The organism is Acetobacterium wieringae, from assembly GCF_023700225.1.
Lineage (GTDB): Bacteria > Bacillota > Clostridia > Eubacteriales > Eubacteriaceae > Acetobacterium > Acetobacterium wieringae.
Genome location: NZ_CP097897.1, coordinates 2,366,558 through 2,382,096, shown reverse-complemented (window position 1 = coordinate 2,382,096; position 15,539 = coordinate 2,366,558). Strand labels below are relative to the sequence as shown.

13 protein-coding genes and 2 pseudogenes are annotated in these 15,539 nt (G+C 41.5%); 12 read left to right on the top strand and 3 right to left on the bottom strand.

Translation table 11 applies throughout. The features are described 5' to 3' along the window. The first annotated feature begins 11 nt into the window (after nt 1–11). From CHL1_RS11595 to CHL1_RS11585, 3 genes are all read left to right on the top strand, one after another. Nucleotides 12–1,412, top strand: a complete 1,401-nt coding sequence (locus CHL1_RS11595) for a sensor histidine kinase (protein WP_250933026.1) — start codon at nt 12–14, stop codon at nt 1,410–1,412. Between the two features lie 11 nt (nt 1,413–1,423). Beyond that, entirely contained in the window at nt 1,424–1,735 is a 312-nt protein-coding gene (locus tag CHL1_RS11590) for a CC/Se motif family (seleno)protein (protein WP_250933025.1), read from the top strand. Between the two features lie 124 nt (nt 1,736–1,859). Then, on the top strand, nt 1,860–2,573 hold the full coding sequence (locus CHL1_RS11585) for a response regulator transcription factor (RefSeq protein ID WP_250933024.1): 714 nt from the start codon (nt 1,860–1,862) through the stop codon (nt 2,571–2,573). Nucleotides 2,574–2,610: 37 nt separating this feature from the next. Here CHL1_RS11585 and CHL1_RS11580 read toward each other — a convergent pair whose 3' ends face one another. The 3 genes and pseudogenes from CHL1_RS11580 to CHL1_RS11570 form a co-directional block, all read right to left on the bottom strand. Further along, nucleotides 2,611–3,363, bottom strand: coding sequence for a tRNA threonylcarbamoyladenosine dehydratase (locus CHL1_RS11580; RefSeq protein ID WP_250933023.1), 753 nt, complete (start codon nt 3,361–3,363; stop codon nt 2,611–2,613). Between the two features lie 57 nt (nt 3,364–3,420). Further along, nucleotides 3,421–4,239, bottom strand: a pseudogene (locus CHL1_RS11575) (tRNA 2-thiocytidine biosynthesis TtcA family protein); the annotation flags it as partial. A 20-nt stretch (nt 4,240–4,259) separates the two neighbouring features. Continuing rightward, on the bottom strand, nt 4,260–5,384 hold the full coding sequence (locus CHL1_RS11570) for a cysteine desulfurase family protein (RefSeq protein ID WP_250933021.1): 1,125 nt from the start codon (nt 5,382–5,384) through the stop codon (nt 4,260–4,262). A gap of 274 nt (nt 5,385–5,658) precedes the next feature. Here CHL1_RS11570 and cysK point away from each other — a divergent pair, with 274 nt between their 5' ends. The 9 genes and pseudogenes from cysK to CHL1_RS11520 all read left to right on the top strand — a co-directional run bounded on the left by cysK (nt 5,659) and on the right by CHL1_RS11520 (nt 15,526). After that, nucleotides 5,659–6,588: a cysteine synthase A gene (cysK, locus tag CHL1_RS11565; protein WP_250933019.1), complete on the top strand. Its 930-nt coding sequence runs from the start codon at nt 5,659–5,661 to the stop codon at nt 6,586–6,588. After that, nucleotides 6,588–7,022, top strand: a complete 435-nt coding sequence (locus CHL1_RS11560; RefSeq protein WP_026393854.1) for an RrF2 family transcriptional regulator — start codon at nt 6,588–6,590, stop codon at nt 7,020–7,022. Before cysK ends, CHL1_RS11560 begins: the two co-directional genes overlap by 1 nt. Nucleotides 7,023–7,265: 243 nt before the next feature. Beyond that, nucleotides 7,266–7,931 carry a corrinoid protein gene (locus CHL1_RS11555; protein ID WP_026393853.1) on the top strand — a complete coding sequence of 222 codons (666 nt, stop codon included), beginning with the start codon at nt 7,266–7,268 and terminating at the stop codon, nt 7,929–7,931. Nucleotides 7,932–7,982: 51 nt separating this feature from the next. Next, entirely contained in the window at nt 7,983–9,062 is a 1,080-nt protein-coding gene (locus tag CHL1_RS11550; RefSeq protein ID WP_026393852.1) for a uroporphyrinogen decarboxylase family protein, read from the top strand. Between the two features lie 151 nt (nt 9,063–9,213). Further along, nucleotides 9,214–10,170, top strand: coding sequence for a CobW family GTP-binding protein (locus CHL1_RS11545; protein WP_250933017.1), 957 nt, complete (start codon nt 9,214–9,216; stop codon nt 10,168–10,170). A 1-nt stretch (nt 10,171) separates the two neighbouring features. Further along, nucleotides 10,172–10,842: pseudogene (locus CHL1_RS11540) on the top strand (DUF1638 domain-containing protein). Between the two features lie 52 nt (nt 10,843–10,894). After that, a complete protein-coding gene (locus CHL1_RS11530) occupies nt 10,895–11,917 on the top strand; it encodes a uroporphyrinogen decarboxylase family protein (protein ID WP_250933011.1) in 1,023 nt (340 codons plus the stop codon). 6 nt (nt 11,918–11,923) lie between these two features. Then, nucleotides 11,924–13,609, top strand: coding sequence for an ASKHA domain-containing protein (locus tag CHL1_RS11525; protein ID WP_250933009.1), 1,686 nt, complete (start codon nt 11,924–11,926; stop codon nt 13,607–13,609). A 633-nt stretch (nt 13,610–14,242) separates the two neighbouring features. After that, nucleotides 14,243–15,526 (top strand): O-acetylhomoserine aminocarboxypropyltransferase/cysteine synthase family protein, encoded by a 1,284-nt coding sequence (locus CHL1_RS11520; RefSeq protein WP_250933007.1) that lies wholly within the window; start codon nt 14,243–14,245, stop codon nt 15,524–15,526. Nucleotides 15,527–15,539 lie beyond the last annotated feature (13 nt).

The window sequence follows — 15,539 nt, the reverse complement described above, 5'->3', positions numbered from 1 at the left end:
AGGAGATTGCTATGGAACATAGCTTAAGAACAAAACTATCGTTGACGATTGCCCTGATTATGTTACTTACTGTTGCCTCGATCAGCTTTTTATCAAACATATTAATTGAAAAAGAATTCACTAATTATCTTACTATTCAACAAGAGAAACGAACTCAGGAAATAACAGATAGTTTGAGTCAGCAATATGATATGGATACCAAAACCTGGAACGCAGATTTTGTCCACACCATCGGGATGTATGCCCTTTATGACGGGTATATTGTCAAGGTTTATGATTTACAGAATCAGACGATCTGGGATGCGGAGACATGTGACATGTCCTTATGTACAGCAGTGATGGATGATATTTCACATCGCATGAATACGAAATATCCGCAAATGAATGGTGAATTTATGTCAAAAACCATCTCAATCACTAAGAATGGTAAAGTCATTGGAACGGCAGATGTCAGCTATTTTGGACCATACTTTTTAAGCGCAGATGATTTTCAGTTTTTGAATGCACTCAATACAGTATTAATCGGAATTGGCCTTTTCTCACTTGTTTTTTCGGTTATTGTCGGGTCAATCCTGGCTAAACGATTAAGTCGCCCAATCTTACATACGGTCACTGTAACAAAACAAATCTCTGAAGGTGATTACGATGTACGAATCACAGAAGTTTCAAAAACCAGGGAATTAAATGACCTCATTGTTGCTGTCAATCATTTAGCTGACTCATTGGGAAAACAGGAGTCACTAAGAAAACAGTTGACCGCTGATGTAGCTCATGAACTGCGAACCCCTCTTACATCGATTGGAACCCATATTGAAGCCATGATTGAAGGGGTATGGGAACCTACAAACGAACGCTTGAAAAGTTGCCATGATGAAATATTGCGCATAGGTAAAATTATACAGGATTTAGAGAATTTGGCAAAAGTTGAAAGTGATAATTTAAAGCTTGATAAAACACAGATCAATCTGAATGCGTTATCAGAAAAAGCAGTGGCGAACTTTGCCGCAGAAATCGATAAAAAGAAGTTGAACGTATCGATTGAGGGGGAAAGTTCAGACACATATGCTGATCAAAATAGAGTCAGCCAGGTGATCATTAATCTAGTTTCAAATGCTGTAAAATATACGCCAGAGCATGGTATCATTAAGATTTTTATTTCTGAAGATAAGCAGTTTGTTCGATTAAGTGTCAGTGATAACGGGATTGGGATACCTGAAGACGAACTCCCCTATGTTTTTGAGCGCTTTTATCGCGCTGATAAATCTAGAAATCGTATGACCGGTGGTTCAGGAATTGGACTGGCCATTGTTAAGTCAATCGTTACTGCCCACGGGGGAATGGTTGAGGCCGAAAGTCACTTAAACGAAGGCAGTAGTTTTGTTATCAAGCTGCCGAAAAATAAAATGGAATAGGAGTAAAAAAGATGGACAGATCATTTGAGCTTAAAATAGACAATGCAGTTTTAGACTACATACGAAAAAAAAGAAAGAGTAATTTAACACTAACCATCAGTTCTACAGGTGGCGGTTGCTGTCCAACTTTTGAGGTTTCTGAAGTTTCACTTGTAAAGCCAAATCGATTGGATGAATTTAATATATTTAAACAGAATGATGTCACCCTATATATCAGCAAAAATGCAAGGGTGATACGGTCGACACTGCATTTTATGCTTAAAAAGAATTTGATTGGGGCAACGATCCAAGTCGAAGGTTTAAGTCTGAAAAAACGGGATTAATGCTATCCATGCGAGTTACCCGTAGTATTAATGAGAAAAGTGTTTCAAGAAGCTTTTGTACACGTAATGATCGAAGACTTTGACACTCAACTGAGCACCTGGGAAGTATAGAGGTTTGGTAATAATGAACAATCAATTTAAAAAAGTACTTATTGTTGATGATGAACCCAAAATAATTGAGGTGGTAAAGTTTTTTCTGGAAAGTAAAGGCTTTACCGTCTTTACGGCGGAAAATGGTAAACAAGCCCTCGATATCTTTGACCGGGAAAACATTGCGCTCATCGTCTTAGACCTGATGCTTCCGGATATGACGGGCGAAGAAATGTGTATTCAGATCAGAAAAAAATCCCGGGTGCCGATTATTATGCTTACTGCAAAAATTGAAGAAGCAGACATGCTTAAAGGCTTAAATATCGGCGCAGATGATTATATTACGAAACCATTTAGTTTAAAAGCCCTAAATGCCAGAATTGAAGCAGTTCTGCGCCGATCAAGTGATGATCTGGTCCCGCTTTATAATAAAGCTTCTTTCAATGGCGGTGATTTGGAGGTTGATTTTGAAAGTCATCTGATCAAAAAGAATCAGGTGGAAATTAATCTTACTCCAAATGAGTATAAACTACTGACAGCTTTAATAAAATATCCCAGTAAGGTTTTTACCCGGGAGGATCTAATCAGAGTAGCGTTGGGTGATCAATTTGAAGGGTATGATCGGGCCGTGGATAGCCATATCAAGAACCTGCGTCAAAAAATAGAAAAGGATCCCAAAAATCCGGTCTATGTCCTGACAATTTACGGGATTGGTTATAAATTCGGGGGTGAAACCCCCGAAACATAAGTTATCAACTAAGTTTTTCCACGCCTTTGTGGTTAATTTAAAAAGCGAGATCCTTGATCACTTCGCCTGCTAAAATCAGACCCGCTACCGACGGAACAAAGGAAATGCTGCCGGGAATGGATCGTCGATCGGTACATTTTCGTTCAGTTCCTGGCGGACAAATACAATTGGAATGACAGCTGTTGGCTAAATTTTTTATTTGTTTAATCGGTTCTTCCGTTGAAAACACAACTTTTAAATGCTTGATCCGGCGTTTTTTGAGTTCTTTACGCATGATTTTGGCGACCGGACACATGCTGGTTTTGTAGATATCGGCAATCTTAAAAAGCGTCGGGTCTAATTTGTTTCCGGCACCCATACAACTGATGATGGGTGTTTTTGTGTTTTCTGTTTGGAGCACTAACCCAATTTTGGCCGAAATGGTATCGATGGCATCAACTACATATGAGTAGGAAGAGAAGTCAAATTTATCAGCGTTTTCAGGTAAAAAGAAGCATTGATGAACGTCGACCTGAGCATTGGGATTGATATCCAAAATCCGTTGTTTCATCACCTCAACCTTGTTTTGGCCTACGGTTTTTCGGGTGGCGATCATCTGGCGGTTGAGATTTGTCAAACAGACCTTATCGTCATCAATGAGATCAAATGAGCCAATGCCGCTGCGGGCAAGGGCTTCAGCAGTATAACTACCCACTCCGCCAATGCCAAAGATGGCAACGCGTGCCCGCGCCAGTTTTTCCATGGCATCCCCGCCAAGTAATAATTCAGTTCTTGAAAATTGGTTTAACATTAAAAATTCTCCGTTCAGATATTAATGGTTCATTTTTTTTTACTTTTATTTACAGAGTCAGCTATCATAATCATCTAAAAAATGATGTTTAACCCCATTTTGCTTATAGGAAATAATCGTATTGAGATTGACGTTCTCGACGCTTTTAAAAATATTGCTTTCAATATACGGGCTGGTTTGGCGGAATTTTTTCAGTAGCGTTTTCATTTCCTGACGCTTTGAGGCTCCGCCTTCGTTGTCTGATATCATACAATTTTCAGTAAAGCGGCAGGCACATTGAATAAATTGCAGGTCGTTATGCAACTTCCAGCTGATGATGGCCTCTTCCCGAATCAGATACATCGGTCGGATTAACTCCATATTCTCAAAATTGCTGCTTTTTAGTTTGGGCATCATGGTCTGTATCTGACCGCCGTAAAGCATGCCCATCAGGATCGTCTCTATGACATCGTCATAATGATGGCCCAGGGCGATTTTATTGCATCCCAATTCTTTGGCGTGATGATACAGATGACCCCGGCGCATCCGGGCACAGAGATAGCAGGGTGATTTTTCAATATCGGCCACTGAATCAAAAATCTGCGATTCGAAAACAGTTGCTTCAATATTCAACAGTTTCAGATTTTTTTTGATCATTTCCCGGTTGATCGGGTTATAGCCCGGATCCATTACCAGAAAAACCAGTTCAAATTCGAATTTATTGTGTTTCTTCAGTTCCTGGAATAGCTTGGCCATCAGCATGGAGTCTTTTCCGCCAGAGATGCATACCGCAATTTTATCGCCTTCCTGCACCAACTGATATTCATTGATGCCACTGGTAAAACGGCACCAGATACTGCTGCGATACTTCTTTTTTAAACTTTTTTCTATTTCTTGATAACGTTCCATGATAACTCCTACTTTTTAGTTAAACTTTTATAACAATAATCAAATATGTCCATAAACTCCTGCAATTCGCTGTCAGTGGTTAAATGGCAGAGACTGATCCGCCAAGAAGATCTGGCCAGATCCCTGCTTCCAGTGACCGTCAGAACCGATCGTGAGGGAGTACTGTCGGTGGAACAGGCTGATTTGATCGAAATGCAGACTTCCCGGTCGCTCAGTGCAGCCTGAAATGCTTGGGCCTTGACACCTTTGACACTGAGATTAAGAATGTGGGGAATCGAATGCTCAGTACTGTTCAAAGTTACCAGCGGATACGCTGATAACTGTTTTTTTAACCAGTCGTTTTTTACAGTAACCTGGGTCAGCCGTTCTTTCAGCTCAGCCATGCACAGTTCAAGGGCTAGCGCCGTTGCCCCGGCACCAGCGGTAAAAGGCGTGCCGCTGCGATAATAACTGGTGCTGGTGCCCCCATGGATTTGTGGTTCAAGGATCAGGCTTTCGCTTTTTAGCAGTACGCCCATGCCATTCAGGCCGAAAAACTTGTGGGGTGAAAAGGTAACCAGATCAATTTGATCTAAATGAATTGGTATTTTACCGACAGCCTGGGTGGCATCCACATGAAAAAAGCAATTGGGATAAGCGGCAACAATCGTTGCGATTGATGGGATCGGTTGACAGATTCCCAACTCGCTATCAACATAATTGATAGAGACCAGGATTGTATCTTCTCGAATTAATTCATTTAAATGATCCAGGTCAACAGTGCCATCTTTTCTGATCGACACCAGATCAATTTCATAACCAATCGATTGAAGCTGCTTGAGGCTGCCGCTGACTGACGCATGTTCCAGACAGGTAGAAATGATATGGCGGCCTACTTCACGATAATTTCTGGCAACACCCTTAATGGCCAGGTTATTGGCTTCAGTGGCTCCAGAGGTGTAGATAACCTCCGAAGTTGAACAATTCAGCAGATTTTTTATTTTGATAGTTGCTTGTTTAATCAATTGCTTAGCATTTTTCCCGGACAGATGGGTGCCGTTTGCATTACCAAAAGCAACTTGATTGATTTGGCAAAATAAATCAAGCACTTGGACATCAACTGGGGTGTCGGCAGCGTAATCTAAATATATCAAGTCGTAACTCCCTTCTAAAAAACCAAAACGGTTAATAACTTCTAAAATGACTCAAAAAAATACCCAGATGATTAGTATGAAATCACCAGGGAATTATCCAATTATACTACAAGAGACGTACATTAACAATTGAATATTTTTGTTTTAAGATTTATCTTGGTAACATAAAACAAAATACTGGCTCTGAAAAAAAGTATTGACAAGAAAATAAAAGGGAAATATAATAAAATCATATAGAAATAATATGATATAAATAATGAAAAGAGGTATCACGATGTCAAAAATTGCAAAAAATCTGACCGACCTGATTGGAAATACACCGCTGCTTGAACTATCAAATTATGAAAAGAATTTGGACTTAGAGGCAAAAATCGTAGCCAAACTGGAATACTTTAATCCCCTTTCTTCGGTTAAAGACCGAATTGGCTTTGCGATGATTGATGCAGCTGAAAAAGCAGGTTTGATCAACAAGGATTCAGTCATTATTGAGCCGACCAGTGGCAATACTGGTGTTGGTCTGGCTTTTGTTGCTGCAGCTAAAGGCTATCGTTTAATTTTAACCATGCCTGAGACAATGAGTATTGAACGACGAAATCTGGTTTCTGCGCTCGGCGCTGAACTGGTTTTGACCCCTGGTTCTCTGGGAATGAAGGGTGCTATTGCCAAGGCTCAGGAACTGGCGCAAAGCACCCCCAATGCCTTTGTGCCACAGCAATTCGAGAATCCAGCCAATCCTGAGATTCATCGAAAAACGACGGCGGTTGAGATTTGGGATGACACCGATGGGGAAGTCGATATTTTTGTTGCCGGAATTGGAACCGGTGGAACCATTACCGGGGTTGGCGAAGTTTTAAAAGAAAAGAAACCAGGGGTGAAAATTGTCGCCGTTGAGCCGGAAGCTTCTCCCGTTTTATCAGGTGGAAATCCTGGGCCACATAAAATTCAGGGAATTGGTGCCGGGTTTGTTCCAGGGGTACTCAATACCGCGGTATATGATGAAGTCATTAAGGTCAGTAATGAAAATGCGTTCCAGACCTCCAAAGAAATTGGTCGACGGGAAGGATTGTTGGTCGGTATTTCTTCTGGGGCTGCCATCTATGCAGCTACCGAATTGGCAAAACGACCAGAAAATAAAGGCAAAACGATTGTGGTTCTATTGCCAGACACTGGTGAACGTTATCTGTCAACGGGATTGTTTCAGTAATGAAAATTTCCACTAAGGGCAGGTATGCCTTGCGTTTAATGCTGGACCTGGCGATTAACAACACCGGGGAATACATTCCCATTAAGCGGATTGCTGAGCGCCAGGAGATTTCAGAAAAATATTTGGAACAGATCATTACCCAGATTTCACGAGCTGGCTTTGTTCGCAGCGTTCGTGGTTCTCAGGGCGGTTATCAGTTGGCCAGTCCCCCGGAAGATTATACCGTGGGGATGATTGTACGGTTACTAGAAGGTGAGTTGTCACCGGTTATTTTGAGTGATGAAGCGGGAGTTTATGAGCAAGCAGACCGTCATGTCACCGCAGATGTCTGGCAGGAAATCAAAGATGCCATTGATCAGGTAGTGGATAACATTACCTTGGCCGAACTGGTAAGACGCTATCACGAAAAAGGTAACTGTGAGTATTACATCTGATTCGGCTTATTTTGGTTTGTTATTTCGTAAATTCAAGAGCGGTGCGCTATAGTGTTTAATCATCAAGAATGAATTTAAAAAAAGACATGATTTGAAGCAGAGGCTTCAAATCATGTCTTTTTGCATAAAGAAGAAATCATATCAGTTTAGTGTAAAAAAATATTGACAAATGAAAAAGCATCTAATATAATAATCCTACCAAACATATAGGAGATGTATGTTAATCAAGGAGGAAATTATTAAATGTCTTTAAACAAACAGGAATTATTCGACAAACTGGCAGCGTCAATTGTAGACATGGATGAGGATTTAACCATTGAACTCAGTAATCAGGTGATCGCTGAAGGAATTGATGCCTATGAAGCTATCGTCAATGGACTGACCGTTGGGATGAATCAGGCAGGAAAATTATTTGATGAAGAAGAATACTTTGTACCCGAATTATTAATGTGCTCGGACGCCATGTATTCGGGTCTAAATATCCTAAAACCCCATATTAAGATTAACTCACACGAAACCAAACGAAAAGCCGTCATTGGCGTAATTGAAGGGGATACCCACGATATCGGAAAGAATCTGGTAAAGATTATGCTGGAAACCGGCGGCTATGATATTGTGGATCTGGGACGTGATGTTTCTCCAACTACTTTTGTGGAACGAGCTAAAGAAGAACAAGCTGAATTCATTTTCATTTCAACATTAATGACAACGACCATGGAAGGTATGAACGAGGTCGTCGAAATTTTAGTCGAAGAAAAAATAAGAGAAGACTATAAGGTCTTAATCGGTGGTGGTCCGGTTTCCCAATCCTATGCTGACAAGATTGGTGCCGATGGCTATGCAGAGAATGCTGCCGAAGCGGTAAAATTGGCGAACAACATTGTTGCCGCATATGGAAATGAGCTCTAAGAAAAAATTCACAAAAATACGCAAAGACGATTAAATTGGAGGAAATCATCTATGTCATTGATACAAAGAAATGAAGAAATAACATCACTGGAACGCGTTGTTCTGACTCTGCAACGAAAAGAAGTTGACCGGATTCCGGCGATTCCCCTGGTCTGCGGCGCTTCCTATCGGGTGATCGGATCACGTTATGATAAATGGTCTCAGGATGCCGAAATTGCGACCCAAAGTCTCCTGGCAGCCCAGGAACTAATCGGTCAGGATGCCTTTTTGCTGCTGGTCGACCTTTCTGTTGAAGCGGCTGACTTCGGCCAGGAACTAATTTTTCCTAAATTCAGTACCGCCTATCCTGATTTTAACAACCAGTATATAAAAACAGCTGGGGAATACGACAAGATCAAAAAAATTAACCCGAGAGAGACCACACGGATGAAGCAGGTTGTCGATACGGTCAGAGGTTTATCAGAAGCAAAAGGCAATGAAGTTGCCATCTTCGGATTTGTCTATGGCCCGCTGGGGGTTTTGTCGCAAATTAGAGGTCATAAGGAGCTGTTTGTGGATCTGATCAAACACCCGGAAGAAGTTCTGGGGGCAGTTGATGTTATCACCGATGTTCTTATTGAGTATGCTGTTGCTCAGATTGAAGCGGGGGCCCATTCCATTGTTATAGATCCCCTGTATTCATCAGGAACTGTTTTGAGAAACACAACCTGGGAAAAATTCGAAGGCCCATATCTAAAACGTCTTGCCGATGCGATTCGAGCGGCCGGTTCAGCAGTGGCCATCCACAATTGCGGTGGTGGTGTTTATTTTGAAGAAGTGATCAAGTGGTCTGATCCGGTGGCGATCTCGGTTGCTCACCCGGCCCATGGTGCCAAAGATTGGGAAGAACATGCCAAAACCTGGGGTGATAAGATTATCACCATCGGATATTCCGATCCCGCCGAAACCGGTCTCGTATTTACTGCCGATGAGGTATTGGAAGATGTCAAAAGGCAACTGGATTTATTTAAAAAACACAATGCCGGCTTTATCCTTTCTTCTGGCTGTGAGTTCCCGCCCAATGGTAATTTACTAAATGCAGCAGCAATGGTGGAAGCTTCCAGACGATACGGGCGTTGGTCGATAAAGTAATTTCCAAACAATAGGTCGAAGTAAAATAAATTCAACAGAACAATAAAAATGAATTAAATCCAAGTGATCAATGACAACAATTTAACCAAGATTGTTGTCATTGAGTTTATAAATGACTAGTTCAATGATTAACAGATAGGAAAGTGATCGTATGACAATACAAATTGATATTTTTTCTGGTTTTTTTGGTGCCGGTAAAACCACATTAATAAAGAAGCTGATCGATGAAAATGTGTATTCAAAAAAAATAACGCTGATTGAAAATGAGTTTGGCGAAATTCCAATCGATGGGGCATTTCTAAAAAAATACAACATTGAAATAAAGGAAATCAAGGCCGGGTGTATCTGCTGTTCTACCGTGATTGATTTTACCAATACTTTGCGAGAAATCATTAAATCGAAAGAAACAGAAAGAATCATCATTGAACCATCGGGGGTCGGTAAACTGTCGGAAATCGTCAAAATTGTCAAGATACTTGAGGAAGATAATGACATTCATCTCAATCTGGTGATTGCCGCCGTCGATGTGACCATGTATGAGGAATTCACCGAGCTGTTCAGTGAATTTTATGGGGATCAGATCATTCACGCCAGTACCATTCTCTTAAGTCGTACCCAGAACGTCGATGATGAGGGGTTAGGCAAGGTGGTTTCGAAAATACGGGAAATCAATGATACGGCATCGATTGTGACCACGCCCTGGGATGATTTGAGTGGCATTGAACTGATTGGGCTTTCTGAAGCGGATGGGCAACAAATTTCCCGGGACGAGGATTTAAGTGCGTTTGATCTGGAGTTTGACGATGATGACCACGATCACGATGATGACGATCATAATCATGATATTTTTACAAGCTGGGGCATCGAAACGCCAAAGATATTTCCGGTAACTCAATTAGAAAGTATCTTTGAAAGTTTGAAGGATGAGGCGATTTTTGGAAAAGTAGTCCGGTCAAAGGGCAAGGTTCAGATTGATGGGGTCAATTGGGTGGAGTTTGATTTTGTCCCCAATGCCCTGGAAATAAGAGCATCTGAACCTGATGAAATCGGGCGTATTACCGTAATTGGCCATGATCTGAATCAGGCCATTCTGGACACCGTTTTCTGATATGAACGTCAAAGTGATTGCCTGTGAGGTCATGCAGGCGGAAATAGAGAAATTGATGCCCATTCCGGAGCGGGATTTTGAATTTGTCTCGATGGACTTTCATTTATACCCCCAGAAACTAAAGGTCGAGCTCCAACGGCTTATTGATGCTTCCCAGAATTATCAAAAAATCATCCTGGCTTTTGGTTTGTGTGGTGGGGCAGCTAATGGTTTGATTTCTAAAGCCAGTGAACTGATTATTCCCAGAGTACATGATTGTATTTCGATCTTTATGTGCTCAGATACCTGTAGAGCCTGCGATTTTCAGAGTGAAATTGGAACCTTTTATCTCAGCAATGGCTGGATGATTACCGAAAAGAGCATTCTCGCAGACTATCGCCGAATTTATGATCGTTTGGGCGAAAAAAAGCCAAGCGGATGCTGGAAAAAATGTATGATGGCTATAAAAAAGTTTTGTTTATTGAAACATCGGCAGAACCCAAGGAAGAGGTAATTGAGCAATCCCGAGAAATTGCAAAGCTGTTTGAAGCCGAATATCAGACAGTTAAAGGTGAAATCGGCTTTATTGAAAAAATTATAACCGGTCCCTGGGATGAAGCCAATTTCATAACGCTGCTCCCAAGGCAGGAAATTAGAGAAGTGTATTTTTCAAAAAATGCTGGAAGAACGTGAAATTTCAAAAGACTATAGAAGCCTGAAAATAAAAAGAAATGAGGAATTTTAGATGAATGATTTAACCCCAAAGGAACGGATCATCCGTTCCTTAAATAAAGAATCTGTTGATCGGGCACCGGTTATCTGTCCCGGTGGGATGATGAATTCAGCCATCGTTGATGTAATGAATAAAACTGGCCACACCTTACCGGATGGCCATCACAATAGTCAATTGATGGCAGAAATTGCCAATGACGTTCAGGAGAACACTGGTTTTGAAAACTTCGGTATTCCCTTTTGCATGACCGTGGAAGCAGAGGTACTGGGCAGTGAAATTAATTATGGCACCCTGGCCTGTGAACCAAAAATACAAAAAGAAGTGTTTCCATCGGTTAAAGAAGTCATTTATCAGGACTTAGGCGCGATGGCAAAAAATAAGCGGGTTAATGCGATTATTGAAGCAACCTATCAGTTATCAAAAGAATATTCAGACATACCGGTATTTGGTAGTATCACCGGGCCGCTTAGTACCGCCGCATCACTGGTTGATCCGATTCCATTTTTAAAAGAACTCCGGAAGAATCCTGCCGAAGCCCATCGGGTGGTTGATTATGCCACCAATCATATCATTGAATTGGCTAAGCTGATGGTGGAAGGCGGCGCCAGTGTGATTACCATTGCTGATCCCACTGCCACCGGAGAAATCTTGGGACCTGCGATGTTTGATGAATATGCGGTGCGTTATCTCAACAAAATCATCGATGCGATTCATGAAACCAATACCCCGGTGATTGTTCACATTTGCGGAAAAATGAATGCGGTTAGAAAATTTGTGCCAGCAATTAAGTCCGATGCGATCAGTACTGATTCTTCGATTAGCTTGCGAAAATTGAAAGAAGACTATCCTGAATTAACCACCATGGGGAACCTAAGTACCTATCTGCTGGAATTTGGTGAAGCCGAAAAGGTTGCTAAGCAAACCGAAAAGCTTAAATTGGATGGCATTGATATTATTGCACCAGCTTGTGGCTTGAGTACCTCCACACCGCTGGTAAACATTACAGCAATGACGAATCGGGTAAAGGAGGCGTAACGAATTATGGTAAAAGTAAATTTTATCGGCGAAAACAAAGCTATTCTGGTGGAAAAAGGCACGACGATTTTAGCAGCGGCCCAAGAGTTGGGGATTGTTATTGAATCACCCTGTAATTCTGAAGGGGTTTGCGGTAAATGCAAGGTTAAGATTTCCGCAGCAAGTCTGAAAAATGTGGAGGAATACGGAAAACACCAACTACCAGAAGAGGAAAAAGAACAGGGATTTGTGCTTTCATGTCAGACCAGGGTGACTGGTCATGTCGATGTTAAGGCCGTTGCTAAAAACCGTAACAAAACACTGCAAATATTAAACCATGGTCAGAGCTTTGATATTGACGTCAATAGTTTTATTAAAAAAGAATATACCGGCAATGGCAAGACTATTGTAACTGCCGGCGGCCAGATTTTAGGTGAGGAAGAAGGGGATACAGCAGCCCAGAATTATGGCGTCGTTGTTGATATCGGAACCACCACGCTGGTGGCAACACTGGTCAATATTAACACCGGTGAAGAATTGCACTCCGTCTCAGCACTAAACCCCCAAAGCCTGCATGCCCAGGATGTTTTGTCACGGATTAAATTTGCTTCTGATGAAAAAGGGCTGGATTCGATGTACTCAATGATTATTAAGGAATTGAACAAGCTGATTGAAAAAGCAGCCAGCCATACCGGTGTTTTACAAAAGCATATCTATGAAGTAATTTTCAGCGGAAATACCTGTATGATTCATCTGGCTGCCAACGTAAATCCTTATTCTCTGGGTAAATACCCCTATACTCCAGCCATTACAGGGGGAAGTAGCTTAAGTTACGAAGAACATCTCCTTGATATTTCCACACTGGGATCAATTTATCTGCCGCCGATTATTTCTTCCTTTGTGGGGCCAGATATCACCTCCGGTGTTTTAGCGACCCGGCTACAGGATAAAGAACAGGTTACTTTATTTGTCGATATCGGCACCAATGGTGAGATGGTTTTGTCTGATCATGGCGCATTAACGGCGACTTCCACCGCCGCCGGACCGGCATTTGAGGGAATGAATATTTCATATGGAATGCGGGCCGAAAAAGGCGCGATCGAGTATTTCGAAATTGACGATCACGGTGAGATTGACATCCGGACCATTGAAGATGGCGAAGCCATTGGGATCTGTGGTAGCGGTCTGTTGGACATTGTGGGGGAACTGGTGGTCCATAAGGTTATCGACAAACGGGGCCGACTGGCAGCTCCGGATAACGCCGACTTGAAACAGAACCTGAGAAACAGACTGGTGAAAATCGATGGGAAGATAGCCTTTGAAGTTGCCAGTGGGGTATACCTCTCGCAAAAAGATATCCGGCAGGTGCAGTTGGCAAAGGGAGCGGTACGGGCAGGCATTGAGTTTTTAATGGATGCCAAAGAACTGCGGCCTGAGGATGTTGACGAGATTCAAATTGCTGGTTCTTTCGGCTTTCATCTGCGGGCCAAGAGCCTGATAAATATCGGGCTGCTACCAAAAGAATTTGAAGGCAAAATTGACTTTGTCGGCAACACGTCAAAATCCGGAGGACTGGCTTTTTTACTCAATCAGAAATATCGCGATGAGATGGAAAGCCTGGTCAATGAGATTGATGTCATTGAATTGTCCAATGGTGAAAACTTTGATCGGATTTTTGTTGACTGTCTGTCTTTCGACAAGAAGAGTGCCTGAGCTCAAGTAAATTAATGAATACAGAAAAAACTGTTTCCAAGGTTCAACTGACAAGTGGATTGTGCATGGAAACAGTTTTTTACTATTAAAACCGCAAGGGATTTTGAGTTACTCCTCCGGACGATACGACTGATGGAAGAATTTGGATTATCCAGATATTAAAAAATGAGGTCTGCAGAAGTCGAAGCGCTTTGGTCAGCAGTTACGATCAAATGTTTATCGATCAATCAGATCGGAATTATTTGTTATAAATATAAAAAACCAGTTGACAAATAGCTGAAGATACGTTATATTTGTTTCATATTAAACACATAGGATATATATGTAATATATTTTTAAAGGAGGCAAAGCAATATGTTGAAAAATGAATTATGCACTTTATCTGGGAGAAATTTTTCCATGTGTTGCAATAGCACCGACTATCGGAACTATTGCTAAGCATAATGAGATATTGCATTTGTCATTCCATTTAATGGCATTTGAATATTTCTTAAGAAAGGAGCTGCATCATTGAGTAAGTCAAAAAAGAGTTTTTTCAAAAGAATATTCAAAAACAATGAAAAAAATGACCAACAAAAGAATTTAACAGATCAAAATAAAGATAATTTAGAAAGAAATGAGAGGTTGACAAACGTGAGCGAAAGAAAATTAGGATTCGATACATTACAGGTCCATGCAGGACAGACCCCAGACCCAGTAACCGGAGCAAGAGCTGTTCCTATTTATCAGACAACTTCATATGTATTTAAAGACACGGCCCAGGCAGAAGGTCGCTTTGCATTAACGGATGCTGGTAATATCTACAGTCGTTTAACTAACCCGACTACTGATGCATTTGAACAACGGGTTGCCGCCTTAGAGGGTGGTTCAGCCGGACTGGCAACAGCTTCTGGGGTCGCGGCGATTACCTATGCCATTCAAAATATTGCCAGTGCTGGAGACGAAATAGTCTCAGCCAGTACTCTTTACGGCGGAACCTATCATCTTTTTGCTGAAACACTACCTAAATTTGGTATCAATACAATCTTTGTCGATCCGGATGATCCGGAAAATTTCAGAAAAGCCATCACTGATAAAACCAAAGCATTGTTTATTGAAACCCTCGGAAATCCTGGCATTAACGTCATTGATTTTGATGCAGTTGGCAAGATCGCAGCTGAAAATAAAATTCCTTTAATCGTTGATAATACCTTTGCCACCCCATATTTATTCAAACCACTGGAACACGGTGCCAACGTCGTTGTTCATTCAGCGACCAAATTTATTGGCGGTCATGGAACATCCATCGGCGGAATTATTGTTGATGGTGGCAACTTTGACTGGACCAGTGGAAAATTCCCGGATTTCACAACACCGGACAAAAGCTACAATGGCATCAATTTTGCAGATTTGGGCCCGATTGCCTATGCAGTTAAGATTCGCGCTCAATTGTTGAGAGATACCGGAGCTTCATTATCGCCATTTAATTCCTTCCTGTTTTTACAGGGACTGGAGTCTTTATCCTTAAGAGTGCAAAAGCATGTTGATAATACTAAAAAAATTGTCGAATTCCTGGAAAATCATCCCAAAGTCAAAAAAGTAAATTATCCTGGACTCAAATCAAATAAGTATTACGAGCTGGGTCAAAAATATCTGCCATTGGGAGCCGGTTCCATCTTTACATTTTCCATTGATGGTACGATTGATCAGGCTAAAAAGTTCATTGACAGTCTGGAAATTTTCTCACTTTTGGCGAATGTTGCCGATGCAAAATCCCTGGTTATTCATCCAGCTTCGACTACCCATCAACAGTTAAGTCCTGAAGAACAGGCAGCGGTTGGATTTGCTCCGGATGTGATCCGTCTATCAATTGGGGTTGAAGATGCGAATGATTTAATTTACGATATTGAACAGGCTTTGGAAAAAGCGCTGCAATAATAATTCCTCTTCA

Coding starts and splice junctions, on each gene's coding strand:
- CHL1_RS11595 (WP_250933026.1), top strand. CDS start 12: ATGGAACATAGCTTAAGAACAAAACTATCGTTGACGATTGCCCTGATT.
- CHL1_RS11590 (WP_250933025.1), top strand. CDS start 1,424: ATGGACAGATCATTTGAGCTTAAAATAGACAATGCAGTTTTAGACTAC.
- CHL1_RS11585 (WP_250933024.1), top strand. CDS start 1,860: ATGAACAATCAATTTAAAAAAGTACTTATTGTTGATGATGAACCCAAA.
- CHL1_RS11580 (WP_250933023.1), bottom strand. CDS start 3,363: ATGTTAAACCAATTTTCAAGAACTGAATTATTACTTGGCGGGGATGCC.
- cysK (WP_250933019.1), top strand. CDS start 5,659: ATGTCAAAAATTGCAAAAAATCTGACCGACCTGATTGGAAATACACCG.
- CHL1_RS11560 (WP_026393854.1), top strand. CDS start 6,588: ATGAAAATTTCCACTAAGGGCAGGTATGCCTTGCGTTTAATGCTGGAC.
- CHL1_RS11555 (WP_026393853.1), top strand. CDS start 7,266: ATGTCTTTAAACAAACAGGAATTATTCGACAAACTGGCAGCGTCAATT.
- CHL1_RS11550 (WP_026393852.1), top strand. CDS start 7,983: ATGTCATTGATACAAAGAAATGAAGAAATAACATCACTGGAACGCGTT.
- CHL1_RS11545 (WP_250933017.1), top strand. CDS start 9,214: ATGACAATACAAATTGATATTTTTTCTGGTTTTTTTGGTGCCGGTAAA.
- CHL1_RS11530 (WP_250933011.1), top strand. CDS start 10,895: ATGAATGATTTAACCCCAAAGGAACGGATCATCCGTTCCTTAAATAAA.
- CHL1_RS11525 (WP_250933009.1), top strand. CDS start 11,924: ATGGTAAAAGTAAATTTTATCGGCGAAAACAAAGCTATTCTGGTGGAA.